The sequence below is a fragment of the Glaciecola petra genome, assembly GCF_031846345.1.
In the GTDB taxonomy this organism is placed as follows: domain Bacteria; phylum Pseudomonadota; class Gammaproteobacteria; order Enterobacterales; family Alteromonadaceae; genus Glaciecola; species Glaciecola petra.
Window position 1 is genome coordinate 1406733 of record NZ_JAVRHX010000001.1, and the last position, 26061, is coordinate 1432793.

The 26061-nt window shown below is 39.3% G+C and carries 15 protein-coding genes; 5 read left to right on the forward strand and 10 right to left on the reverse strand.

The genetic code is table 11. The annotated features are described in order from the left end of the window. Positions 1–115: 115 nt before the first annotated feature. Positions 116–877: a YciK family oxidoreductase gene (locus tag RM552_RS06285; RefSeq protein ID WP_311367919.1), complete on the forward strand. Its 762-nt coding sequence runs from the start codon at positions 116–118 to the stop codon at positions 875–877. A 40-nt stretch (positions 878–917) separates the two neighbouring features. On the opposite strand, the gene glnS is transcribed toward RM552_RS06285, so the two are convergent. Continuing rightward, positions 918–2579: a glutamine--tRNA ligase gene (gene glnS, locus RM552_RS06290; RefSeq protein ID WP_311367920.1), complete on the reverse strand. Its 1662-nt coding sequence runs from the start codon at positions 2577–2579 to the stop codon at positions 918–920. A 169-nt stretch (positions 2580–2748) separates the two neighbouring features. Here glnS and RM552_RS06295 point away from each other — a divergent pair, with 169 nt between their 5' ends. Then, entirely contained in the window at positions 2749–3768 is a 1020-nt protein-coding gene (locus tag RM552_RS06295; protein ID WP_311367921.1) for a LacI family DNA-binding transcriptional regulator, read from the forward strand. Here the strand turns inward: RM552_RS06295 and RM552_RS06300 are convergent. Then, positions 3765–5240: an MFS transporter gene (locus RM552_RS06300; RefSeq protein WP_311367922.1), complete on the reverse strand. Its 1476-nt coding sequence runs from the start codon at positions 5238–5240 to the stop codon at positions 3765–3767. The two genes, RM552_RS06295 and RM552_RS06300, sit on opposite strands and share 4 nt — an antisense overlap. 312 nt (positions 5241–5552) lie before the next feature. Between RM552_RS06300 and RM552_RS06305 the strand changes: the two genes are divergently transcribed. Further along, a complete protein-coding gene (locus tag RM552_RS06305; protein ID WP_311367923.1) occupies positions 5553–7061 on the forward strand; it encodes a tryptophan halogenase family protein in 1509 nt (502 codons plus the stop codon). Positions 7062–7092: 31 nt separating this feature from the next. Here the strand turns inward: RM552_RS06305 and RM552_RS06310 are convergent, their stop codons facing one another. The 6 genes from RM552_RS06310 to RM552_RS06335 all read right to left on the reverse strand — a co-directional run bounded on the left by RM552_RS06310 (position 7093) and on the right by RM552_RS06335 (position 17036). Beyond that, a complete protein-coding gene (locus tag RM552_RS06310) occupies positions 7093–9573 on the reverse strand; it encodes a TIM-barrel domain-containing protein (protein ID WP_311367924.1) in 2481 nt (826 codons plus the stop codon). A 2-nt stretch (positions 9574–9575) separates the two neighbouring features. Continuing rightward, on the reverse strand, positions 9576–11561 hold the full coding sequence (locus tag RM552_RS06315) for an alpha-amylase family protein (protein ID WP_311367925.1): 1986 nt from the start codon (positions 11559–11561) through the stop codon (positions 9576–9578). A gap of 184 nt (positions 11562–11745) precedes the next feature. Continuing rightward, entirely contained in the window at positions 11746–14427 is a 2682-nt protein-coding gene (hrpB, locus tag RM552_RS06320) for an ATP-dependent helicase HrpB (RefSeq protein ID WP_311367926.1), read from the reverse strand. 5 nt (positions 14428–14432) lie between these two features. Further along, positions 14433–14585: a DUF5989 family protein gene (locus RM552_RS06325; protein WP_311367927.1), complete on the reverse strand. Its 153-nt coding sequence runs from the start codon at positions 14583–14585 to the stop codon at positions 14433–14435. Beyond that, positions 14585–15037 (reverse strand): SxtJ family membrane protein, encoded by a 453-nt coding sequence (locus RM552_RS06330; RefSeq protein ID WP_311367928.1) that lies wholly within the window; start codon positions 15035–15037, stop codon positions 14585–14587. Before RM552_RS06330 ends, RM552_RS06325 begins: the two co-directional genes overlap by 1 nt. A gap of 7 nt (positions 15038–15044) precedes the next feature. Further along, positions 15045–17036 (reverse strand): carbamoyltransferase family protein, encoded by a 1992-nt coding sequence (locus RM552_RS06335; RefSeq protein ID WP_311367929.1) that lies wholly within the window; start codon positions 17034–17036, stop codon positions 15045–15047. A gap of 197 nt (positions 17037–17233) precedes the next feature. Between RM552_RS06335 and RM552_RS06340 the strand changes: the two genes are divergently transcribed. Beyond that, a complete protein-coding gene (locus tag RM552_RS06340; RefSeq protein WP_311367930.1) occupies positions 17234–19069 on the forward strand; it encodes an SGNH/GDSL hydrolase family protein in 1836 nt (611 codons plus the stop codon). 61 nt (positions 19070–19130) lie between these two features. Continuing rightward, entirely contained in the window at positions 19131–20906 is a 1776-nt protein-coding gene (locus tag RM552_RS06345; RefSeq protein ID WP_311367931.1) for an SGNH/GDSL hydrolase family protein, read from the forward strand. On the opposite strand, the gene RM552_RS06350 is transcribed toward RM552_RS06345, so the two are convergent. Both RM552_RS06350 and RM552_RS06355 read right to left on the reverse strand, forming a co-directional pair. Beyond that, the gene (locus tag RM552_RS06350) at positions 20886–21539 is read right to left on the reverse strand and encodes a CPBP family intramembrane glutamic endopeptidase (RefSeq protein ID WP_311367932.1); all 654 of its coding nucleotides are present in this window, start codon (positions 21537–21539) and stop codon (positions 20886–20888) included. The genes RM552_RS06345 and RM552_RS06350 overlap by 21 nt on opposite strands. A 127-nt stretch (positions 21540–21666) precedes the next feature. Beyond that, positions 21667–26037 carry an alpha-1,6-glucosidase domain-containing protein gene (locus RM552_RS06355; protein ID WP_311368288.1) on the reverse strand — a complete coding sequence of 1457 codons (4371 nt, stop codon included), beginning with the start codon at positions 26035–26037 and terminating at the stop codon, positions 21667–21669. Positions 26038–26061 lie beyond the last annotated feature (24 nt).

The following is a 26061-nucleotide window of genomic DNA, read 5'->3' on the forward strand; positions in this document are numbered from 1 at the left end:
AACGTAATGTAATAAAAAAATGTCATTTAGCAAAAAGTCGTCTTACTTACTTTAGCTATTTGTATTTGTGATGTACTATGCCGGCGATTATCTCAAGCTAACAAGACAATTTTATATGACAAACCAATATCCCCATTTAGCATTTGAAATTCACGAACAAAGCTTGAGCAATAAAGTTATTTTGGTAACGGGTGCTGGCGACGGTATAGGCAGAACCGCGGCTATTACTTTTGCACAAGCTGGCGCTGAAATAATATTGCTTGGTAAAACCGTTAATAAACTTGAAAAAGTACACGATGAAATACTTGAGATGGGATGTAAACAACCCTGCATATTACCCTTAGATCTACGAGGGGCGACTGAGTCGGATTATGAAGGAATGGCATCCACCATTACAGGCCAATTTAAAAGACTGGATGGCGTTTTATTTAATGCCAGTGTCTTAGGCAACCTATGCCCATTTGAACAAATCAAGGCCTCCGAGTATGAAGAGGTTATGCAAGTTAACGTAAACAGCCAGTTTTTAATCGTTAAAGCGCTTTTACCCTTGTTACGTCAAACTGCTTTGGCGTCAGTTGCTTTTACGACATCCTCAGTTGGCCGTTCAGGCCGCGCTTTTTGGGGTGCTTATAGTGTTTCAAAATTTGCCACTGAAGGAATGATGCAAGTCCTTGCTGACGAACACAAAAACAGTACCCTGCGTTTTAACTGCATTAACCCAGGGGCAACTCGCACCAACATGCGAGCAAAAGCGTTTCCAGCGGAAGATCCTAAAACGCTAAAAACGGCGGACGATATTATGCCAACCTACGTTTATTTAATGTCTGATATAAGTAGAGGAATTACGGGGCAATCCTTAGACTGCCAATTCAAGTAAAAAAAGGAAGCATTTGCTTCCTTTTTTAGTAGCCATATTATTATTGTGATCTAGACCACGTATCGCGCAGTTCAACAGTTCGATTAAATATCAATTTGTCTACACTACTTTCTTTATCAACGGCAAAATAACCCGTGCGCTCAAATTGAAAACTTTCTTGCGCTTTGCCCGACTGTAAGCTTAACTCAACAACTCCCTCTACCGAGCGCAAAGAATCAGGGTTAATGCAAGCAGCAAAATCATCCTCAGCAGCGGGATTGGGTACTGTAAATAGACGATCATACAAACGAATTTCTGCTGGCAAACAATGTTCTGCACTCACCCAGTGAATAACACCTTTTGCTTTGCGTCCATCAGCAGGGTCTTTACCTAAAGTATCAGGATCATAAGTGCAATAAACGCAGGTTACGTTTCCTTCTTCATCAGTATCAAACCTTTCTGCCTTTATAAAATAAGCATTGCGCAATCGCACTTCTTTACCAATGACTAAGCGTTTAAATTTTTTGTTTGCGGATTCCCTAAAATCCTCAGCTTCAATGTATAAGGTTTTACTAAAGACAACATCCCGCTCTCCCATACTAATATCGTTTGGATGATTGGGCGCTTTTAGAATCTCTTTTTTATCCTCAGGATAATTTTCAATAAGCACCTTAATAGGGTTTAGAACCGCCATACGTCGAGGTGCATTTTCATTTAACTCATCTCTAATACAGGCTTCCAACATGCTCATTTCAACCATGTTGTCCATTTTTGTTACGCCTATACGCTTGCAAAATTCTCTTATTGAAGCGGGCGTATAACCTCTACGGCGAATCCCTGCGATTGTTGGCATTCGAGGATCGTCCCAGCCATCAACATGCCCCTCTTCTACCAATTGAATCAACTTACGCTTGCTCAACACAGTATATTCAAGATTTAGCCTACTAAACTCATACTGCCTAGGCCTAGCTGAAATACTGATGTTGTCGATTACCCAATCATACAAACGACGATTATCCTGAAATTCTAGTGTGCACAACGAATGACTGATACCTTCTAGCGCGTCACTAATACAATGGGTAAAATCGTACATTGGATAAATGCACCATTTGTCAGCAGTTTGATGATGATGAGCGAATTTTATCCGATAAATTATAGGATCTCGCATGCACATAAAAGCTGAGCTCATATCAATTTTAGCGCGTAAACTGCAATGTCCCTCTGGATACTCTCCATTTTTCATTTTTTCAAAATGAGATAGATTTTCTGCAATTGATGTATTTCGATAGGGACTGTCTGTGCCCGGTTGAGTGAGTGTTCCGCGCATTTCACGCACCGCTTCTTGGGTACTAAAATCTACATAAGCTAAGCCTTTTTCAATAAGCTCAACGGCATAAGCATGTAATTCATCAAAATAACCAGACGAATATTTAACTTCTCCGTCCCATTGAAAACCTAACCATTGCACATCACTTTTAATAGAGTTAACAAAGTCTATATTTTCTTTATCAGGATTTGTATCATCAAAACGAAGATTGCAACTGCCTTGATAATCTTGTGCAATCCCAAAGTTCAAGCAAATTGATTTTGCATGACCCATATGAAGATACCCGTTTGGCTCCGGCGGAAATCGAGTACTGATTTTTTGATGTAGGCCAGAGCTTAAGTCTTTGTCTATGATTTGACGAATAAAGTTGGTCGGACGTATGTCAGTCTCGGCCATAGTGCAAGGTTCCTTTTATTTTTTCGGTTAATAATCATCAGGTGATAGTATATCACCTAGTCGGATATTGGTTAAAAGGTTATTTGCTATAAAAACTAGGACTTGTATAAACAAGTCTGACTAGTGTATAAATTTGAAATGGAAATTAACTGAACATGGGTTTCACTAAATGAAAGGCAAAGCAACCTCTATAGATATTGCGCATATGGCTGGCGTGTCTCAGTCAACAGTGTCTCGGGCACTTAGTGACAGCCATTTAGTAAATCCAGAAACTCGTGAAAAAATTAAACAAATTGCAAAGGACCTTAATTATAAAGTAGATAAAAACGCCAGTAATCTGCGTAAGCAACAAAGTAAAACGCTGGCGCTATTGTTTTTTGAAGATCCCACTTCTGATGATTCTTCGATTAACCCATTTTTTATCAGTATGTTAGGTAGCATTACCAAAGCATCTGCTGCTGCTGGATATGATTTGTTAGTATCCTTTCAAAATTTAAGTGATGACTGGCATGCAATGTATGAGGATGGGAAAAAGGCAGATGGTCTAATTTTATTAGGGTATGGCAGTTTTACTGAATATGAATATAAATTGACTCAGCTCGAAGAACAAGGCACGCGTTTTTTACGTTGGGGAGCGCCTGATGACAATCACCCAGGCATTTCAATCGGATCTGACAATTACCAAGGTGGCCTAATGATTACCCAGCACTTAATAGATCGAGGGCACAAAACCTTTGCATTTATTGGTGAAATAAACGCTGGTGCACCAGAACTTCAAGCGCGTTATTTGGGCTTTGCAAAAGCGCTTAAAAAAGCTCATTTAGCTCCAGACGAAATATTACAAGTTGACGCAATATCGACTGAGATAGACGGTTATAACGCTGCTTGTACAATATTGGATAAAACCAAGCCAGATGCCATAGTTTGTGCCTCTGATTTAATGGCAATAGGGGCTATTCGTGCTATTCGCTCAAGAGATTTAAAAGTACCTAACGATATTGCTGTTGTTGGCTACGACAATATTCAGAGCAGCGGATTTGCTACCCCTCCTTTGACGACTGTTCAGCAAAATACAGCATTAGCTGGCAAGCTATTAGTGAGCAACCTCGTCAAGCTAATCCAAAATGAGACGGTTGAAGATATACTAATGCAGCCTGAACTTGTTGTCAGAGCCTCTTGCGCAGATTAATCAACTAATGATTCGTTTTCGTTTACTTCTTTGACAAAAAAGACCAAACATCCACCAATAATCATCGATACGCCCGCCAAAACAATAATGTTGCTAGCAACATTGTCAAACACATACTTCAAAATCAAACCTGCGGTAATCCCTGAGATAATCTGAGGCAATGCAATAGTGAAATTGAATATACCCATGTAGACACCCGTCTTATCCGCAGGCAGAGAGCCTGCTAACATTGCATATGGCATAGCCAAGATAGCGGCCCATGCAATACCAATCCCGATCATTGGGATTAGCAAATAAACAGCTCCTGTTGGGACAGTAACTTGAGTAATCAATAAATCTACATGGATGGGTGTTAGGTCTTGAAAAAACATAAAACTGATATAACTCAAGCCACCTATAAACAGCGAACTCGCATATACAAGTTTACGACCAAATTTATCAGCTAAGCGAGCCAAAAAGATTGAGAAAATAGCAGCAAATAAAGAATAAGCAGCAAAAATAATACCTACCCAATCACCCGCCGCACCTTTTGCATCGACAATTGCTTGTGGCATGACATTGCCAATTGAAGCTAAATAATCTGGATCAAACCATTTAACTTCTACCCCCCATATATGCTGTGTAATAGCAGGAGTGGTATATACCCACATAATAAACAAAGCAAACCAAGAAAAAAACTGTACGCCGGCTAAGCCACGCATGGTAATTGGCATAGTTTTCACTAGAATGAAAAAATCATGTAGACGCTTTATCATGCTCTTTTTAGGGGCAACGTTGGTCGCTAAGTCTTGTTCACTTAACCCTTTAAATGCGGCATAGTCGGCCGGTGCATATTCTTTAGTCCGATAAACCGTCCATAGTACTGAACCAAGAAGTACTGTTGCACCAATATAAAATGCCCACACAACGGTCTCAGCGACTTCACCTTTTTGTGCAGTGTTATCCAATCCAATCACATTGGTCAATAAAAAGGGTAATATTGACCCTACAACCGCACCTATATTAATCAATATTGACTGCACTGAATAACCGACGTTTCGTTGTGAGCCTGGTACCATGTCTGACACCAAAGACCTAAAGGGTTGAAAGCAAACATTAAATGAAGCATCCATTAAAGCCACCATTAACACCCCAAATATCATAGGAGCCATAAAAGCAACAAACAACGGTGCATTTGGCAATAAAATCATACCAATAACAGCCGCTAGAGCGCCACCTAATATATAAGGCTTGCGTCTTCCTAATCTATTCCAAGTTCTATCAGATGCAGCCCCTACTATTGGTTGTACTAGCAATCCCATCAACGGTGCGACAATCCAAAACAAAGATAAAGAATGCAGATCAGCACCCAAATCAGTCAAGATTCGACTAACGTTTGCGTTTTGTAGGGCAAAACCAAATTGAACGCCTAAGAAGCCAAAACTGACGTTCCAAACTTGAAAAAAACTGAGTTGAGGTTGTTGTTTACGCATTGATAGTCCATTTGTGGTGTTAACTTATTGTTTATCTATCGAGTTTGATTAAGCAATGCCTTTTTGTTGCGGGCATTTTTAATAACTCAGGTTCATTAACAATCATGTAACATAAAGTGTAACCCGTACCATTTAAATTAACTATTCATGTGCATACGTATTCACATAAATAAAAGGAATAATTATTAAAAGGCCTACTATTAAGTTCATAATAGCTGGGTTATAAAGACAAATGAGAGCAATGATTTAGAATATATAGCCGAAGTTTTGATATTTGCTTTTCGATTAACACTTTCAATTATGAGTATAAACATGAAGAACCTTGTGATATTGGGTGGTGGCACAGCTGGTTGGATGACAGCTAATCTATTACAAAAGTTTTTATCTTCAGACTTTAGAGTGCATCTTGTTGAAAGTGCAAATATTGGCTCAATAGGCGTTGGTGAAGGCTCGACGCCTCATTTGAAACAATTTTTTGATATGTTAAATATACAAGAAGATACGTGGATGCCTGAATGTCATGCCACTTATAAAAATGGTATTAGTTTCGTTAATTGGACTAATCATCTTGACCGTAACCAATATTTCCATCCATTTCCCTCAGCGACCGATAGACAAACTGCTGGCGTTTTTCTACAGCAATGTATGCATCGCTTAAATGGTAAAAACGCACTATGCACACCAGATGCATTTTTTTTGAGCGCTCAACTGAGTGCCAATGCCTTAGCTCCTTTAACCAAGAATCGCCAATCTCAAGTACCGCTAAATTACGCTTATCATTTTGATTCTTTATTACTTGGTAAATTTTTGGCAAAAATAGCGCTTAAAGCCGGCGTAAAACATACATTAGGTAAGTTTATTAGTGCACAACAGGACGCGCAACATAATATCAAATCTATTCGAGTCCAATTAGAAAGTTGCGATCGTGAACCAAACAATCTGCCCCAAGAATTAGAAATCCAAGCCGACTTTTTTATAGATGCATCAGGCTTTTCGAGCTTATTGTTAGAAAAAGTACAACACGTAGATTTTGAAAGTTTTGCTAATAATTTATATAACGATTCAGCCATTGCTCTGCCGACTGCACCTGCTAATCCACTTAAATCTGAAACGCGAGCCAGTGCACTAAAATTTGGATGGGCTTGGCACATACCGCTGACTAATCGGACGGGAAATGGCTATGTGTTTAGTTCAAAGTATACTAATTTTGAAAGGGCTGAAACTGAATTACGGCAACACTTAAATGTTGATGACTCTATTACAGCACGACATCTAAAGATGCGCGTTGGCAGGATGAAAAAAGCTTGGAAAAATAATGTTGTGGCTATCGGCCTTTCTCAAGGTTTTATAGAGCCTTTGGAGGCAACTGCTTTACACCTCGTAATGGAGAGCATCGGATTGTTTTTAAAGACATTTAAAAACGGGGAATACACCGACCAAAGCCGTGACATATTTAATCAAAATATAAAAGATAGATATGAGGGTATTAGGGACTATATTGTTTGTCACTATAAAGTAAATACCCGAAATGATTCTAATTATTGGCAAGATAATCGCGCAATGACTGATTATTCAGAAAACTTAAAAGCGTTATTGAGCCGCTGGGATGCAGGGAAAGATATTACTCCAGTGCTGGAAGAGCGAAATATGTCACGATATTATCCCGCTATATCTTGGTTTTGTCTGCTAGCAGGATATGGTCGCTTCAGATCAACTGCCGTTGGCGAGAGAATAAATACGCTGAATTTACAAAAAATGAGCGACTATTTAAGTAATACTTGTGAACGCTTTATGCTACACAAAGATGCTATTAAACCATAAATTAATTTGCTAATTATCGTAGTGCCAATATCTACTTTACTATCTTAATCTGATTTTTTGTCACATTTTTGGTTTTAATTATCAGTGTGCGTTTATCAGCATGATAAATAGCATGTAGCTCATCAATCAGACTCAAACCAAGCTTTGGACTAGCGTCGTCGCTTTCAATCACGTCATATTCAAGGCCGTCTACTTTTATCATTTTAGGTAAAGCATTGATATTGTAAATAGTATAAGTAATGTCACGTTGGCTTGGAGCTGTCGAGTATTGCCCTTTTACATCTAAATTAATTTCTAGTTCATGATCCTTCGCTTGAGCTGTAAAGTGAAAAGATTGATACTGCTTAGATTTTATAGTGTTTGGACTTATTCCATCATCATCAAACATAGTATATTCAGCGTTAGCAACTGTATCATCAAAATAGTAAAACACATCGAGCGCCCCACTATTGTACTGTGAAGTGTTTTGAATGGGTGCAGTCATAGGCACAAATGCACCAGCTTTCACAAAAACCGGGATCCTTTCTAAAGGTGTTTCTATAGTAACGGTCTTACCTCCGATATATTCCTTTTGTGTCCAAAAATCGAACCATTTACCGTGTGGCAACAATACATCTTTTTCTGACTGACCCTGCTCAACCACAGGTGCAACTAACAATGAATCTCCCCACATGTACGCGTCAGTGCGGTCAATTGAAGCGTTTGAAAACTCTACAAACAAAGGCCGCATCATTGGAAGACCTGTCATACTGTTTTGTATGCTTAAAGAATAATTGTAAGGCAATAGACGATAACGTAATTTAATAAAATCACGCACAATCTCTTGGGTTTTTAGGTTATGAAAAACAGGTTCCGGAGCAATATGGTCCTGTGCATGAGGTCTGTAAACTGGCTGAAAAACCCCATATTGCAGCCATCTTGTATATAATTCTGCGTCAAACTCTTCACCACCAGCAAAGCCTCCTAAATCACTATGGATATATGCGAGACCAAAGATACTCATTTGCAACGCTAGTTCTACCTGTGGTTGCAACCCCGCCCATGACCGCTCTACATCTCCAGTCCATGGAATCATGCCATAACGTTGGCTACCGATAAAACCAGAACGCATCATAATGAACGGTCGCTCTAGTGGACGAGCGTCTTTTTGGTTTTCGTAAACCATTTTTGCCCAACGATGCCCATAAACGTTATGAATTTCGTTTGCAGTAACTATATTTCCATCCATATTATGTAAGGTATCTGCAGGATGTACTTCGGGTTCACCCAAATCCCCCCACCAACCTGATACACCCTGTGCATTAAGTTTTTTATAATATTGCCAAAACCAATCGCGGGCGTTTTGATCAAACACATCGACTAAGCCAGTATTTCCAAAATAAAAATCGAAGGTACGTGCGTTACCAGCCAAGTTTTTGGCCAAGGCTGAATTATCGATAGCCGACTGCCATTGACTAGATGAACGCAAGATAAATGGCTCAGTGATCATTATCGTTTTTACACCGTTAGCGTTTAAATCGCTGATCATTTTTTCAGGTTCAGGCCAATTAACCTTGTCCCATGTCAAATTTCCCATATGCCCTTTGATATCTGGACCAAACCAATACAAATCTAGAACAACCGCATCTACTGGAAAATCTAGATCAATAAACTTTTCGATGGTATCCAATACTTCTTGTTGAGATTTATAACCAAATCGAGAAGCATAATTTCCTAATGCCCATCGTGGCGGCAAGGGTTGTGTGCCAGTTGCACTAACAAAATTTTGTATTAGCTGTTGATAATCTTCTCCAGCGGTAAATATATAAGATGTACGACCCGCTTCTGCTTCAAATTGCAGTATATTTTTTTCTGAATACCCTAGGTCCATAAAGCCATTTGCGCTGTTATCAAACGCGATTGCATAACCTTTGTCTGACATGACGGCCGGTAGACCAAAATACATTTGAGAAGAATCTGAGTTGTAACCATAATGAGCTTTGTTGTATAACGGTAATCTGTGCCCTCTTCTATTCATTCCTAATATTCGTTGGCCTCCACCCATTAGCCTTTCTTCGTCTTCAAGGGCAAATCTAAAGCCCCGGATAGTTTCGTACAAAAAGGCACCTGTTTCTTCTTGTGTTAAATAGCCATTTTTATTGCTGAAAGAGAGTTTAAATGGGTTTGCCTGAATATTAAGTGTGACCTCGGGTAACTGATAAAGATAGCCATCCTCTGTTTGCCTGAGCACACCACCAATAAAAGGTTTTGTGTATTCTGGTAATGCAAATGACGGCAACTGTTCGCTATCATTTAGTTTATAAAGTACTTCAACGGTACCCGAATTTATTGCTCTAATGTCCACTTCGCCCGAATCAAGCAATAAAACTAATCTGCCTTCTTCTGCAATTAACTCTGCACTGCTTAAGCGGCGAAATTCACTCGCAATTGCAGTAGATACAAGCACGCCACACAGTATTAAGAGCGTGCTAATTCTATTTACCATCCTGAATCGTCGCTTTAGCAAAAACATGGCTAGTCTCCAGATGTCAATACAAGCTCAAACACTTGAGACTGCATAGGTGACAGCTCAAGATCAAAGGTCGCTGTGTTATCATTAAACAATAAATGGCTAGTGTCTCCACCTAACAAATCATTTAACGGATAACTTTTATTAGCCACACTACCCCCTTTTATCGACTCTAATCGATGAATCAAATTTTTAGGCAGTTTCAGCCGTAATTTGCTCGTTTGCATCGCAAAGTTAGAAACCACTATTAGCATTACATTGTTTGTATAGCGCACAAACGAAAATTGCTGTTCAGAATAGTGTTCACCCGTTATCAGGTTATGACTATGAAGGCTAATAAAATCGCCTTGCATCGCGGGATGGCGAGCAGAAATATTCATAAGCGTTTTATAAAACTCACGAAGCTGCTTTTGTTCTAACGACAATTGTCCGCCATCAAATTTGCCATTATTCATCCATGCTTGATGGGCAGGTACCCCCGCATAATCAAATATACTGGTTCTGCTTGGCTTGCCAAAACCAAGGTCTTCGCTGCCATCTTCGCCCACATCTTGACCAAAATAAAGCATAGTAGGAGATCGACTTATCAGCGCAGAAACAACCATAGCGGGTTTGCCGTGTTCGGCACTCCCAGCAAATTCTGGACTAGCAATACGCTGTTCATCATGGTTTTCTAAAAAGTGCAGCATATGTTGTTCTATATCTGCCAAGCTTGTTTGAATTTCTGCAAGTGGACTAGCCGGGCCTTTGCCTTGCATGACTAGCTTTAACGAATCATAAAATTCGACTTTGTCATATAAGTAATCCATTTTACCCAACTGTATATAGTCTCGGTATAAGTCTGGATTGTATACTTCTGCCAAGAGCAGAGTCTCAGGATATTTTACTTTTATAGACGCGTTTAAAAATGACCAAAATTCAACTGGCACCATCTCAGCCATATCATAACGAAAGCCGTCAACGCCTTTTTCTAACCAATAATGGACAATGGCTTCAAATTTATACCAAGAGTCTGGTAAGTCTGTTTGTTGTGACCAAAATTCATTGTGCTGTTTATATGTCTTATCATCAAAATCGTCAGGTAAGCGCGGAAAATCATAGGTGCCGTCAGGCCGAACACCATAATTAACCTTTACAGTTTCGTACCAATCATTGGCATTTGGTTTTGCTGCACGTGACCCATTTCCCGTCCATTTTGCTGGTACTTCTTCAAATGTATTATCTGCCAACGGATGTTGCTCTCCTCCTAATACCATTTGGTCTTCAGCATCGGGAACTTGAAACGGCTCACCTTGAATGTAATAAAAGTTATTGTGTTTATGATATTCAAGAGAGGTGATATCTGTCGCACCAAAATTATTTTGTCCCTCTGGAAGCGACAAAGATTGATAATGACGCGCAACATGGTTAGGCACAATATCAATGATTACCTTCATACCATGTTTATGTGTTCGCCTTATTAGTGCTTCAAATTCTGCCAATCGATTGTTAGCTTGAATTGCTAAGTCTGGATTAACATTATAATAATCTTTAACAGCATATGGGGAACCAGCACGACCCTTTACAACATCCGGATCATCATTTGTGATGCCATATTCCGAATAATCATTTATCACAGCATGGTGAGGAACCCCTGTATACCAAATATAAGAGGTGCCTAAGGCTTTTATGCCTAACAAGGCTTCATCATTAAAATCTGCAAATTTTCCAACACCGTTCTGTTCCATTGTACCCCAAGGAATATTGCTGTCATTTTTATTCCCAAACAGACGAGTAAACACCTGATAAATTACAGGCTTTCCTTGACCTAAACTATGATGTTTACGCTTATGTTGATTAGATAATTCTGTCATCGCTTTGGTATGAGGTGATGATTCTTTTTTTGGTTGTTCCTGCACTTTATTGCATGACTGTAAAGAGAACAAGATAATGCTCAATATTAACAAGCAAATTAAATAACGTTGCGGATTGAATATCGCCTTCTTATTCAAAACACTTTCCTCTTATTAGTTTCCCCATTTATAGAGCTTACTCCTTTACAAATAAGGAGGACAGATACATACGTATTCAGCTTAAAAAATAATGATTATAAGAGCTATATTTTGTTTGTGTTGCACTAAAACATCACTTTTTTTAGACGGTGTGATGTTGTAATGCGGAAATGAATATTTTGACTCACATCTTCTTTTTGCTTCGTAAAGTAGGTATCGCTGACTCAGGATTGTCCGGCCAAAAGTGTTTTGGATAACGCCCTTTCATTTCTTTTTGTACCTCTTTATAGCTTCCCTGCCAGAAGCGGCCTAAATCTTTTGTTTTCTGAATTTCTCTGTTGGCTGGTGAGAGCAGCGAAAGGCTTATTGATAATGTCCCATTTGCGATAGAAGGTGTCTCATTTAGGCCATAGAGCTCTTGTATTCTAATTGCTAAACCAACCAAATAATTTTGACGATCGATAACCGTATATTCTAATTTATGTTTAATACCAGTGGGTGCAATAAAGTGCTTAGGAAAGTGTATTTTCAAATAGTTTTGTTGGTCCCACGTTAATATTGCTTCAAACATTTGTGACCAATTTAATTGTTTAATATCTTGCCAACTCAACTTATCTTTCAAAAATGGGTATAGCCATTGTTGAGAAGACGAAAATAGAGTATTTTCAGACAAATACGGAAACTGCATATTAGGCGCCAATATATGTGCTAGATTTATACGTTCTATTAACGACCATGCGTCGCCGCTTATTCGCCTTAATCCATACTCCTTAATTTGGCCTAGTAATATCTGATGGCTTTTCTGTTCAATGTTTAGTAATGATTCCTCAGCCGAGAATATTGCCGCTGTTTTTAACCATTGCTTTGCCACCTCGAAAGTAATATTTTGTTCAAAAAGTCGTATTGCTCCAATGTTATTTGTTTTAAGAAATACTACTTTTTGCAGTTTGTTATCCCATTTTTGTTCAATCTCCGTTCGCATATTTTTTTCACAATAAGCCTCAAAATCAGCATCATCAATTTGAAAATATAAATTCACCAAACTATAAGCACTGGCGCGCACTTGTGCGCCTAAACAAATTATTGCTCTAGGCAGGGAGCCTAAGTCTTGTTCGTAATTAAATTGTTTGATTGCGACGCCAGTTCCATTAAACAGCAAATATTTCATTTCTAAGTCGGTACTGCTTCTGTTTGTGTGGATTATTTTGCTAAGACCAAGCCTATCGCCATAGGCCCTTAATAAGCTTATAACGATTGTGTTTCTATAAGCATCCAAATTGATGGTTGATAATACTTTTAACATCTGCCTTTCAGATTCATATTGCTGAATAAACCCAAACCGTGTGCACCACCTTTTTAAATCCTTAATGTATGAAGTGGAAAGTAAACTATCATGTTTGTTTGTGTGTAATTCTTTTAAAAACCACTGCATTTGAATCATGATATCGCGCGACTGTGCGGGTTTGTCGAGAGCTTTGTTTTCTAATATCACCACCATTAAAACAAGTGAAAACGCCAGCTCAGTTCGTTGATTTTTTAGGTGTTGTTGAGCATCTATTAATAGTAATGCCGACCTTGGATGGCAGGAAAGCCCTGCCGCAATTCTACCATTGGCGGTTATGGTGCTATTTTCATGACTAAAACAAAGCGTCTGTAGAAGATTCTTGGCATGGCTTATTTGGGCCTTGCTTGGTTTATCAATAAGGAGTAAAGATTGAAAATCGCTGCCCCAATCTTGCAATAATAACTCGTTGCTACTGATATCGACTCGTGTTATTTCCGGCTGACTATTTTCAATCAGGTATTGATGCTGCTGTTGCGACCATAATCGAAAACAAATTCCATCCTGTTGACGACCCGCGCGCCCTGCTCTCTGTGTAGCTGAAGACTTTGATATTTGAATAAGTTTTAATTCATTGAGTTGCGCGCTCAAATTAAAGGACATTTGTTTTTCTAAACCAGAATCAATTACTACACTGACACCATCTATCGTAATACTAGTTTCTGCGATATTGGTCGCAAGTATAAGCTTTTGTTGCCCTTTAGATACTGGACCAAACACAGATTTTTGTTGTTTAGCTGACAATGCACCATACAACTTGTGTATAGATATATTTGGTAAATTCTCATGGGCAAATAGTTGCGCCAACATAGTGATATCTTTTGCACTAGGCAGAAAAACTAAAATATGTCCTTTCGCACTTATCACTGGCATATGCAAGACTTCTTTAACCACTAGCAATACTTGTTTATGCATGTCATGGGGATAATATTGTAATCCCGATCGAGCATGCAATATTGGACGATAATATTGCTCAACATTATAGCTTCGGCCTTCTGACGCTATATTCACCGCTGTTGGCAGTAATTTTTGTAATGGTTTGATATTCAGCGTCGCCGACATGACTAAAATACGCAGTTCTTCTCTTAACGCTCTTTGCACATCGAGGCAAAGCGCTAAACTGATATCCGAATGAAGACTACGTTCATGAAACTCGTCAAAAATGATTAACGACACGCCAGAGAGTTCAGGGTCGTTTCGTATTTTGGCACTTAGCAAGCCCTCAGTCATTATCATTAGCTGGGTTTTATTGCTATATTTGGCCTCACCACGCATTTGATAACCAACTCTCCCCCCTACTTCTTCATGTAACTGTTTCGCAATATATTCGGCAATATTACGCACGGCAATTTGCCGCGGCTGAAGCATGATTATTTGCCCAGTGAAATGACTTTTTTGTAGCAAACTGATAGGTAGGTAAGTTGACTTTCCTGAACCTGGCGGTGCAGACAAAATAATGTCTTTTGTGCGTATGGCTAAGAGCAGTTCATCTTCTATTTTTGCAACAGCTAAAGAGCGAGTCACAAGTATTAAAATAAAGTGTAAATAAAAGTCGCTAGGCTAGACTGTTGTGTTGCCACTACTATTGCTCCCAATAACGCGAGAATAATAATAATCGGTAATAACCAAATTTTTTTTCTTACCCGAAGAAAAGCCCAAAGGTCCTGTATAAACTCAAGCATTAAAAAGGTTCCTTCAAATTGTGTTTATTCGGCTTTTGTTTGCGTGGTATCCATGCAGATTCAAGCGGCATTTTATTTTTATATTGTAAGCCTTTTCGCCATTGCATGAAAAGCCCTATTGGCACAATCAAGAAATAGTAAGCAAGTGCCAAGATAATTCGCGTATTAAACCAACCCAAGATAGAAGCAAATATCATCCAAAGCACATAAGGATAGTATAAAAAAAGTGGCTTAAATATATACAAAGCCATTAATATGAAGCTGATCATTGCCGGCCATAATGGCACGGTACCTTGCAAAGTACCATGAAATAACCAGGGTAGTAGCAACATAAATACTGCAGGAAAAGCAACCGCCATCGTTAAGGCAAAGCTCTTCAAAGCAAGAACATCTTGTCGTTCAGCAAAAGGTAACAAAACTTCATTTTTAAACCATTGTTGTAGCTTAGTCATGTTAACGCTAGTCCTTTTCAAAATGTATAAGTTTTGCATTGCGTATTGCGTCTAAGGGCTGTTCTTTTTTATCAAGAACAAAATTATCTAAAACTAACACATCCATATCGGTTGCTAAAAAACACCTAATTGCATCTTTTGGACATCTAACGGGTGGCTCTCCCCTAACATTAAAGGAAGTATTGATAACCATACCTACGCCACTTATTACTTTAAAAGCGTTTAGCAGTTTATGAAACTTAGGGTTACTTGATTCATTAACAGTTTGCACTCTTGCAGAATAATCGACATGAGTGATCGCGGGGACTTGTGAACGTATTTGCGCCAACTTTGCTAAACCTTTTACGCTAGATTCATTCTTGGTTTCTGCATCACATTCATCAACACGTTTACATTTTAGTACGCTTGCTGTTTGCAGCATATAAGGACTAGTGCAATTAAGATCAAACCATTGCTTCGCATCGTCCTCTAATACGGCCGGAGCAAAAGGTCGAAAAGACTCTCGTTGTTTGATTTTCAAATTCATTTGACTTTGCATTTTTTGACTGCGCGGATCGCCCAGAATAGACCTATTGCCAAGTGCCCTTGGTCCAAACTCCATGCGCCCCTGAAACCAACCTAGCACCTTTTCTTGAGACAAATAAAGAGCCGTTTGTGTATATAAATCATCTTCAGATAAAACAGAGAAAGGTAAGTTAAGTGAGGTAATGTCTGACTCAATTTGTTCTTTACTGAATTCGTCACCTAAATAGGCGCCTTGCATATCATCTCGACCATTACTTGCAGTACGTTTACCTTCAAAATATTGATGCCAAACTTGTAGCGCGGCTCCTAGTGCACTTCCTGCATCGCCTGCAGCTGGCTGAATCCATACATGTTTGAATTTACTCTCTTTAATAATTCTTGCATTAGATACACAATTTAAAGCAACGCCTCCTGCCAGACATAAATTTTCTTCACCAGTCAATTGATATGCTGTGGCGACTATTTTCAACACAATATCTTCGGTAACAACTTGAATAGACTTTGCTAAATCCATCTGCTTTTGGGTCATTGCTGCGTCAAAACTGTGGGCCGGACCATCAAACAGTGAATGAAACGCTGCATTAGTCATATGGCTACCCGTGGCAAAATCAAAATAATCCATATTAAGGGTAAAACTGCCATCTTCACGGACGTCGATTAAGTGATCATAAATAATTTGTACATATTTAGCATCGCCATATGGCGCTAAACCCATGAGTTTATATTCACCGGAATTCACTTTAAAACCACAGTACTGCGTAAAAGCAGAATAAAGAAGACCCAAGGAATGTGGAAACTGTATTTCTTGTAGCGGTATAATTTGTTTGTCTTTTCCTTGCCAGATTGAAGAGGTTGTCCACTCACCTACGCCATCTAGACAAACCACTGCAGCAGAGACATGCGGACTTGGGTAAAATGCCGCTGCTGCATGACTTTGATGATGTTCACAAAAGAGAAGTTGGGGCAACTTAACTTTCTTTTTAAGCTTTGACTTAGCTTCAGATAATGACAAATCAGTTTGATTTGCATAACGCCGAAAGACAATATTTGACAATTCATCTTTGAGTACTTTTTTTAAATACAGCTTTTCTTTTAACCATATAGGCATGGCTCTCACAAATGAGCGATAGCCTTTAGGCGCATTTGCCATATAAGTTTCGAGTAGTCTTTCAAATTTAAGCAATGGTTTATCATAAAATACAACAGCATCAACATTTTCTAAATCAACGCCTGCACGTTCTAAACAAAAGTCAATTGCATCAATGGGAAAGGCCGGATCATGCTTCTTTCGCGAGTAGCGCTCCTGTTGACTCGCAGCAATAATTTCACCGTTTACTAAAATAGCCGCCGCACTATCATGGTAATAGGCAGATATACCTAAAATAACACAGTTTTTTTGCGGCAAAGTTTTGCTTAATTCACCAATATTTGATTGGTCTTGTTGTCGTTTACTACCATTTAATTCTTCCGACATTATTTGTATACCACAACTTATTATTATATATGCATATCTTGCAATTGTTAGGTTGAAGAGCCTACTAGTTTAGCTAATAGTATCCTACTTATTTTTGCAATGAATAGGTATGCAAAAGACTGTTTCTACCTGCCATTGATTGCACACTTTATGCTACACTCAAAGAAAAATAAACCCAATTTGGGTTACGTTTCTTTATGAAAGCAAAAAAATTCCTGTTTTATGCAATCGCATGTTTATTGCCTTTTGTTATTATAGCGCTATTAGAACTTTCACTGCGCATTTTCTCCTATGGGAAAGTTTATCCGCTATTTGTGCCATCAGAGCAATTTAATCAATATGTTCAGCCAAATCCTGAATTAATCAAACGTTATTTCCCAGCGACAGAAAATATTCCACGTGTCGCTCCCGATACATTCTTGTTTAAACACAACAAAGAAAAAGACACTTTGCGGATAGTCACCATGGGCGGATCAACAATGGCTGGATTCCCGTATGGACGTTTTGGCTCAGTAGCAGGGATGTTAAAACAACGAATAAAAGCAAGCCAACCCGAATTGGAAGTGGAGATAATTTCGGTAGCCATGTCTAGCATAAATACATATACCTTGCTCGACATTACAGATGAAGTCATTGCCATTGAACCTGACATTGTGCTCATTTACACCGGTCATAATGAATATCTTGGCGTAATGGGAGTTGGCTCTATTTATGCTGGTAGTGGCGGCCATGCGAGTAATTTGTTGTTCTTGAAGCTCAAAGAGTTTCGCTTGTACCAGCTTATTCAAAATTTTTATCACCGTTTTGTTTCTAAGAAAAAACAAACTGATAATTTAAACCAGCAAAACCCCATAGATGCTCAACGCACTGTGATGGCACAAGTTGCAAAAAACAAAGCGATTATTTACAACGACGAAACCTTTACAGCGGGCGTGCATCAATTTGAACAAAATTTATCAATGATTTTAGCCGCGTTTAATAGTGCTGAAATCCCTGTTTTTTTATCGACTTTGGTTGCCAACGAAAAAGACCAAGCCCCCTTTGCATCAGCAGCAGCCAATAGGTCACAAACAAACGATAAAACTCGTTTAAGTGAGCTAAGTGAATCACTAAAACGAAAATCTACACCCGTTAGGCAAGATGACATTGCAATAGCTGAAAGTGCCAAATACGCAGACTATTTTTATCAATTAGCCGAGCGTTTTTATCACTCTAATGATGTGAAAAGTGCCCATGGCTATTATGTAAAAGCGCTAGATTATGATGTTTTAAGGTTTAGAGCGCCTTCACGTTTTAATACTATTATTCGTAAATTAAGCGCAGATTTTAATGTCAAACTAGTCGATAGCTATGCTTTTATGCACGGCCAAACTAGTGACGGTATAATTGGTAACAGTTTAATGCTCGAACACCTGCACCCAAACAAAAAGGGATACTTTTTACTTGCAGAAGCATTTTTTCAAGCTTTGAATAAATACAAAGTATTGTCATCATCATATGTCATCAAAACTGACGACGCTTTTAAAACAAATCCCTTGACTAAAGCTGACGAAATTTACGCCAATTATAAAATCGCACAGTTAACTTCAGATTATCCTTTTGTAGATCGCAAAAAACCTGTTCCGTTTCCAAAAGCTACTGACCCAGTGAACAGTATTGCCATTTCGAGAATAAAAGGCACGTCATGGATTGAAACCCAAAAAACACTTTTAGATTATTATCAAAGTAGCAGAGAATTTGAACGTGCTGCCAACATCGCAGGTATATTATACGACGCGATACCAGAACAAACTGACATGGCTCGCCTTGCAAGTTTATTGTATCTGCGGGCCGATAAACTGCCGCTGGCCAAATATTATGCGCTACGCGCCTCTGCAGAAAAACCAAACAATACTAATTACCGATTGAGTTTAGCGGAAGTGTTTTTTAAATTAGGCGATACTCAGCGAACCATAGAGGAACTTGATCAAGTAATTAAAATGGAGCCGAATAATAAGCGTGCTAAAGACATTAGAGCAAGTGTAAAGCCTTAAAAATATTTCCAAAATCATAAAAACATATAATTGAGAAAAATTAACCAACAGAATCAAACTAATGAATAAACCGAAGACTCAGTTAAATAAAGCGGCTAATCGAAAACATTTTGTATTTTATATCATTGCGTTTTTAATTCCCCTTATCTTTGTATTAGCTTTTGAAGGTACGCTTAGACTTATCGGTTTTGGTAAAAGCCATGAATTGTTTGTGGCTAACCCTGCTAACAATGCATATTTATTAGCTACTCCAAACATTATGGATAGATATTTTCCGTTCAGTCAAAATAAACCTAGCGTCAGTTTAGAAACAGACTTCTTTCTAGCGAATAAACCAGAAAACGGCTTTAGAGTGGTAGTTCAAGGAGGAAGCAGTGCCGCTGGCTTTCCGTATGGGCTAGGTGCATCGATTGCAGGCACATTGGAGCAAAGACTTAGACAAAGTATGCCTGAACATCATGTTGAAGTGATCAATACTGCAATGTCGGCAGTCAATAGTTTTACCCTCTTAGATATGGCCGACCAAATCATAGCCCAACAACCCGACATGGTACTCATTTATGCGGGGCATAACGAATTTTTGGGAATTTTGGGCGCCAGTTCTAACTTTAGTCTTGCCAACGGATATTGGTTAACCCGTACTAAACTATATTTGAAAGACTTCCGAACATTTCAGTTGTTTCAATGGATTTATGCTCAATTTGAAAGAGGGAATCAAACAGCAGTAGAGACTGATAAAAATAATTTTGAAAAAAGTCGCACGATGATGGCAAAAGTTGCCCAAAATCAAAATATAGAATATGCAAGTCCGGTGTATCAAGCTGGCTTACATCAATTTGAAACAAATTTAAACGCCTTGCTCAACAAATACGCTGCAGCGAATATTCCAGTATTGTTATCGTCAATTGCTAGTAATTATCAGCATCAGCAACCCCTAGCTAGTCTGCCAATTGAAGCTACAAATAAACAAGTATTAGACAACATGCAAAAGCAGCAAACGCTTTCGATAAAAGATTATCAAAAAATATCGAGAAAATTTACTAAAAGCCAGTCAGCAAATTTACATTTTCAATTTGCTCAGCGTGCGCTAAAAGCAAATGCCCGTGATATTGCCTTGATGCATTTTGAACTTGCAATTCAACATGATTTACTGAAGTTTCGTGCGCCAAAAGAAATAAATTCAATAATAAATAAACTATTAGAACGTGACGGTGTTCATTTTGTAGATAGCTTTAGCTTATTATCAAACAGAAGCCCCCAACAAATAATTGGGAATAGTTTGATGCTAGAACACTTGCATCCCAAGCTACAAGCTTATTATTTAATCTCTGAAGCATTTTACCAACAACTAAAACAAGTTGTAATTAGACATCAACCTAGAGCTAATTGGCGCGATATTGCCATAGAACAAACTTGGCGCCAACGTTTAGTGCTGCCAAGCGAAGAGTATAATGCTTATGCAACTATCGAAAACCTTACTTCACACTATCCTTTTGTTGAGAACTCAAAAGACTTGTCTTTATCGAAACCAACAAATAAGCCACAAGAACTCGGTTTAGCCTATTTTCAAAAAACAATAACTTGGCTTGAAATGATGGAGGATAACCTCGCATATTACCAAGACACAAAAAACCTTACTATGGTGTTGAAAACCACACAAATATTGGCTGATGCATTACCCCACAATGGGCTATATAACATACAAGCAGCCGAAATTTTAGCCAAGTTAAAAGAAAACGAACTGGCTATTTACTATTATAAAAGAGCATTAAGGGCGGGTGCTGTCGATGGGAGCATTCAAAATAAAATTAATAACTTAGCCACCCGGAAACGCTAACATACCGCCAATTCCAACGGTAAATAGCCATAGCCCATACAAGGCATGTTCAACGCATATTGCGATGAATGACTTAGTTTGAGTGTACGTATAAGCAAACAAAAGGCCTCCACAAAATGTCAATACCATCACCAAGTTATTATGAAACATCAAGTGACCTAGACTAAACAACAAGGCATTTAAAAATATAAACCATGACTGTGTTAGGCCAAGCACTGCATAACGTTTAAAAAAGAAGGTTCGGTATAAAAATTCTTGGGGTAGCACTGACAAAAAGGTATAAATCAAAACAATAATTAGCCACAAAATCGGCTGGTTTATTAGTACATGAAAGAGTTTGTCAGGTAAGTAGATATAAACCAACAGACATGCAATGGAGGCAAAAACAAACCACTTTCCTAAGATTCTATACCAAGTCTGCCGACTCACAGTGACTGATCTTAACTTTGCTAAAATTATGCTAAAAGAAACCGTTGACCACTCTTGCTTAATAGCCTCAACTAATAAACAAAGTGCTAAGATGACAGCCATAATATTGAGCCAAGCATATGGACTATAAGCCAAAACCGCAGGCACAAGCACAAACAATGAGCATAATTCTAGAACGAGTTTTGGCGTATTCTTTATTTTCATTAGCGTAGACTAAAAATTGTAGAGTCTCTATTAAATAGAAAGTTAAATAAAAAAGATACTTTAAAAAATAAAAAAAAGGCCGCAAAGCGGCCTTTTTCGATTCATTTTCTGGTCACCTTAGTTTGAGTTATTCAATGGGCGAAACTGTCAAAGTAGGAGCATTAGCATCGGGTCCCACCACCTTAAACTCATAGGTACCCGCTTCGCTTATACTTATTGACATATTTTGACTGTTTGCGTCTCTAAATAAAGTATATGGTTGATCCACCGTTACTCCATTAGAGTTTTCATCTACAGCGCCTAAGTTTATCGTTGACCAATCGGAACTTGCTACTTTAAAGTCAACATCAGCTGCATCTAACGCAATATTGACGCTATATACACCCGCACCTTGATATTCAAGTTGGTCGACTTCACCCCAACCATTCATACCACCTCTAATATAAACAGGTGTCTCGCCAAAGAAGGCTTCAGCAAATACCCTTACTTTAGGCTCATCGAGGTTTTGTGTATCAAAAATAAACACATAATCACCCGCTTCGCTAATGTCTAGGACAAGGTTATCGCCGCCTTCAAACAAGAACTGGTCTTGCCCGCCCACCGACACATTTACATCAGCAGGGTCAGCACTAGCACCACCAAGGTTTGGTCCAGCCCATCCTTCGTTAGCTACCTTAAATTGATGTTCTGCGGCATCTAAGTTAAGGCTTGCGCTATAAATACGAGAACCTTGATATAACAATTCATCACCAGTACCCCAGCCATTCATGGAGCCTCTAATATAAATGGTATTGCCTACGTAAGGTTCTTCATTTACTACTGTCAATACAGGAGCATTTGCATCACTCGCATCAAGTGTAAATAGATAGGTTGCCGATACGTCAAGAGTAGTGCTTAAATTTCCTTCCCCACGCTTAAGTGTTTTCGCTTCGCCTTCAATAACAACAGGCTCAGCATTTTCACCAAAGTCAACGGTAGACCAATCCTCTGACGCAACTTTGAAGAAGTATTCTGTATTTCCTTCAACCTCAATTGCGGCTTCGTAAACACCTTCTCCTTTATATTCCATTGGGCTAGCTAATCCCCAATCATTGAATCCACCACGCACATACACAGTAGTGTCTCCGTATGGCACAACATCAGGAGCACCCGCGGTAGCGGTAGCAGCCAAGCCATAGCCTCTTTCCATCCCTTGTGATTTAACAAATACAGCTATCGTCAATGGTGGTACTGTGAACATACCCATGACTTGTTCGTCTGTACTGGTATCAGTAAAGCTTGCACCTCTAACGGTAGGATCAATTGAGTTCATTAGCATTGGATGCAGCTCAAACCCTGCTGCCGTCATGACTTCAATGGACTTTTCTTCATAACCTGAGTTGATCACAACCATCAAGGCATCGTAATTCATGTCTAGGTCATCAAGAGCGACACTATCTTCACCATTAATACCATCGTCAATACTCATAGCAATTAAACCTTGCTGCTGACGCGCACCTAGATTATGGAAGCCTACTCTATTTTTAATTTCGTCGGCCGTAGTTAATCTAAATAATGAACTTGCTGAGCGTATACTTAAAAACTCTTGAAAAACCTCGGCGGCAAATTCAATCTCTGACATACTTGCAGCGCGTTCAGGTGAATTCATAAACTGAGATATTTCGTCCCAGCGTCCTTGATTATCTTGAGCTAAAGGTAAACCCACATTCCAGTTATTGGTTTGCATAGTAAAGTCGACATAATTGAACCAATCACCCGCATCAAACGTGTTTCTGTCCATTGATTTTGAGCGTAAAAAGTCACCGCCCATTTGCAAGAACGGAATACCTTGCGACATTAATGGGATACCTATGCCTATGTTCTGTGCTCTAACACGTTCTTCTAAACTCAAATCTTCAGGTAAAACATAGTTAAATTGGTCCCAGAGTGTTTCATTATCATGCTTTGACACATAGTTAATGATGTCGGCTGGATCAAGCGCATAACCACCTAATACACTGGTTTCAGAATCGCTTCCACCCGATGTTTTAAGGATAAAGTCGGTCAAAGTACCGGCAAGACTCATTTTCACTCTGTCTTGTGCGTTTAATGCACCTTCTGACGTTTCACGGCTAAAGATTTCACCCTGACGCACGGCTTCTCTAATACGGTCGTTAAAGGTGCCAATTTCAGTGCCTGCCATATTAAATTGGCTCGCGATTTCAAAATCACCATAAGGTGCGGTATTTTTACCCCATCCTTCTCCGTAGAAATATGTGTCTGGGTCAACCGCTTTAACCGATTCAAATAGCTCTACCATGGTGGTTTTTGAAGCTTGACTCATAATGTCAAAACGGAATGCATCAAATTTATATTGCTCAGACCACATAAGTAACGAATCTTCCATGAATTTTTCCATCATGCGATTACGTGGTTCAGTGTCATCACAGCAGGTCTCTCTAATGATATCTCCCGTTTCAATGTTATAACGGTGATAGTACCCGGGGACGACCTTATCAAATACTGAATTAGCAAAGAGACCCGAAGCATTAGTATGGTTATAAACTACGTCTAAGGCTACCCGAAGGCCAATCTCATGCAGACTTTGGTTCATTGAACGCATTTCTTTTATACGCGCCACACTATCTGCATCTGACGAATAACTACCTTCAGGTGTATTAAAATGCTTAGGATCGTAGCCCCAATTGAACAAATCAAAATTACGAAGCTGCTCAGTAAATGCTTGTGCCGCGCCAGGTTCAGTTAAAACACTGAAGCTTTCATAATGCTCAGCAATAGTAATATCGCGCGGCGTATTGTCGTTACACACATCTGAACTGGGCGTTAATGCACACAGTTCCTGTATTGTACTATTCCAATCAACCGTTCTTGCAGAATCTTCATTTATTGTTGCAATATCATTCGCTGGCAAGACATGAAAATGCGTCAACCCTTTACTTTGCAGAGTTTGCAAATGTTGCATCGGGGCCGAGCCTTTTTCAGTAAACGCCATGTACTTACCACGATTAGCTTCACTTGTTGATTCATCTCTAATACTGAAGTTTCTAATGTGACCCTCATAAATAACGATGTCTTCAAAGTTTTCTACGGTAGGAATGTTATGAGTTTCCCAACCATCTGGTTTCAGGTCATCATCGTTTAAATTTACAAACTGTGAAAACCGACCATTTACCGACAAGCTAACTGAATATGGGTCAGTCACATCTAACACTTCTATAGTGTCGTTAACGGGCGAATAAACAGTGACTTCGTAGCGATATAGCTGGCGGTCAAGTTCACTACCACCATTATAAGACCAAACACCTGTCACAGGATCGAGAGTCATGGCGTTGCTCGATGCTAGGGTTTTATCGTCGTTATATAGCTTAAGCGCCACATTTTGTGCAGTAGGTGCCCACACAGCAGCAGTAATACCGCTATCCGTGTATATCGCGCCTAGAGCTGTTTCGTCAGCATCCGCATCACCAGAAGTATAAAGTTCATCCAATACATTACCAATTTGCAAACGTGTTGCCGCAACAAGTTTGTTTTCACTGTCGTAAGCGCCAACAATAGCTTGAGTAGTCAAAACTGCTTTTGCATCATCATTAGTCCAATTACCCGCAAATGCAGTGAGACCATTTAAATGCGGCGCAATCATTTGTTGAGCGTCAGTAAGATCAACTTCCGTCAGTTCGGCTGTTGTGCTATTTAATACGCCCTCTTCCAAAGTAATATCGAGGTTAGCGTCTGCTGAATAATGTAATTTAACAGTATCGACAATCGCGTCATCAACATTCCAAAGAATAGTTTGTGCATCTAGCCAATGTGCTTGAGCACCTTCAACAGAAACTGGCTGCTCACCCAAAGAGTCAATTGGAAACTCATAAATTTCGGCTATTCCAGACAAAGTAAAATTCATGCGCGCAAAGCGAGGATCATCTTGCGTTAAACTGCCCGCAAAATCACCACCGCCCATCTCTTTGCCGGCATCGTCAGTGCCGATATGAATAATAAAGTTATGGCATGCGCCTTCGGTGTCGGCATAACCTGGTTTTAAATCGAGGATCCAATACGCACCATAAGTAGGGTCTATACCATCGTGAATACGACCGTCTGCCCAAGCTGTGTCGCCATCGGCGTAGGCATCACATGCAGCATTGCTCCAAGTATGCAAACGCCACCCTTCATACACAGGGTCATTGGCTGAATTATCTGCGTCTACATCACCACGGTTGTAATAAAGCACCGCTTGGTTTTCGGCTGGGAAAAATACAGGATCAGGTAGATTAGAGTTAAAGCCAACCACACAGGCATCGTTAGTATCGTTTGGTACAGTTGGTGCTGGGCACAAAATAGGAGGTGGTGGCACACACGTTCCACTAGCATTTGGAATATTAGGCACGTTACAGGTAACGGCAACTTGCCCAGGTTCAACGCCTGAACCGCCACACCCAGCAAGTATTAAAGCACTCATCACCAGGAGTATTGCACTTAAGGTTTTTCTTAAATTAACCATAGTTGGTAACTCCACTATTTTATT

Excerpts from the sequence above, each read along its gene's own strand:
- RM552_RS06285 (WP_311367919.1), top strand. The coding sequence starts at position 116 with ATGACAAACCAATATCCCCATTTAGCATTTGAAATTCACGAACAAAGC.
- glnS (WP_311367920.1), bottom strand. The coding sequence starts at position 2,579 with ATGGCCGAGACTGACATACGTCCGACCAACTTTATTCGTCAAATCATA.
- RM552_RS06295 (WP_311367921.1), top strand. The coding sequence starts at position 2,749 with ATGAAAGGCAAAGCAACCTCTATAGATATTGCGCATATGGCTGGCGTG.
- RM552_RS06300 (WP_311367922.1), bottom strand. The coding sequence starts at position 5,240 with ATGCGTAAACAACAACCTCAACTCAGTTTTTTTCAAGTTTGGAACGTC.
- RM552_RS06305 (WP_311367923.1), top strand. The coding sequence starts at position 5,553 with ATGAAGAACCTTGTGATATTGGGTGGTGGCACAGCTGGTTGGATGACA.
- RM552_RS06310 (WP_311367924.1), bottom strand. The coding sequence starts at position 9,573 with ATGTTTTTGCTAAAGCGACGATTCAGGATGGTAAATAGAATTAGCACG.
- RM552_RS06325 (WP_311367927.1), bottom strand. The coding sequence starts at position 14,585 with ATGCTTGAGTTTATACAGGACCTTTGGGCTTTTCTTCGGGTAAGAAAA.
- RM552_RS06330 (WP_311367928.1), bottom strand. The coding sequence starts at position 15,037 with ATGACTAAGCTACAACAATGGTTTAAAAATGAAGTTTTGTTACCTTTT.
- RM552_RS06335 (WP_311367929.1), bottom strand. The coding sequence starts at position 17,036 with ATGTCGGAAGAATTAAATGGTAGTAAACGACAACAAGACCAATCAAAT.
- RM552_RS06340 (WP_311367930.1), top strand. The coding sequence starts at position 17,234 with ATGAAAGCAAAAAAATTCCTGTTTTATGCAATCGCATGTTTATTGCCT.
- RM552_RS06345 (WP_311367931.1), top strand. The coding sequence starts at position 19,131 with ATGAATAAACCGAAGACTCAGTTAAATAAAGCGGCTAATCGAAAACAT.
- RM552_RS06350 (WP_311367932.1), bottom strand. The coding sequence starts at position 21,539 with ATGAAAATAAAGAATACGCCAAAACTCGTTCTAGAATTATGCTCATTG.
- RM552_RS06355 (WP_311368288.1), bottom strand. The coding sequence starts at position 26,037 with ATGGTTAATTTAAGAAAAACCTTAAGTGCAATACTCCTGGTGATGAGT.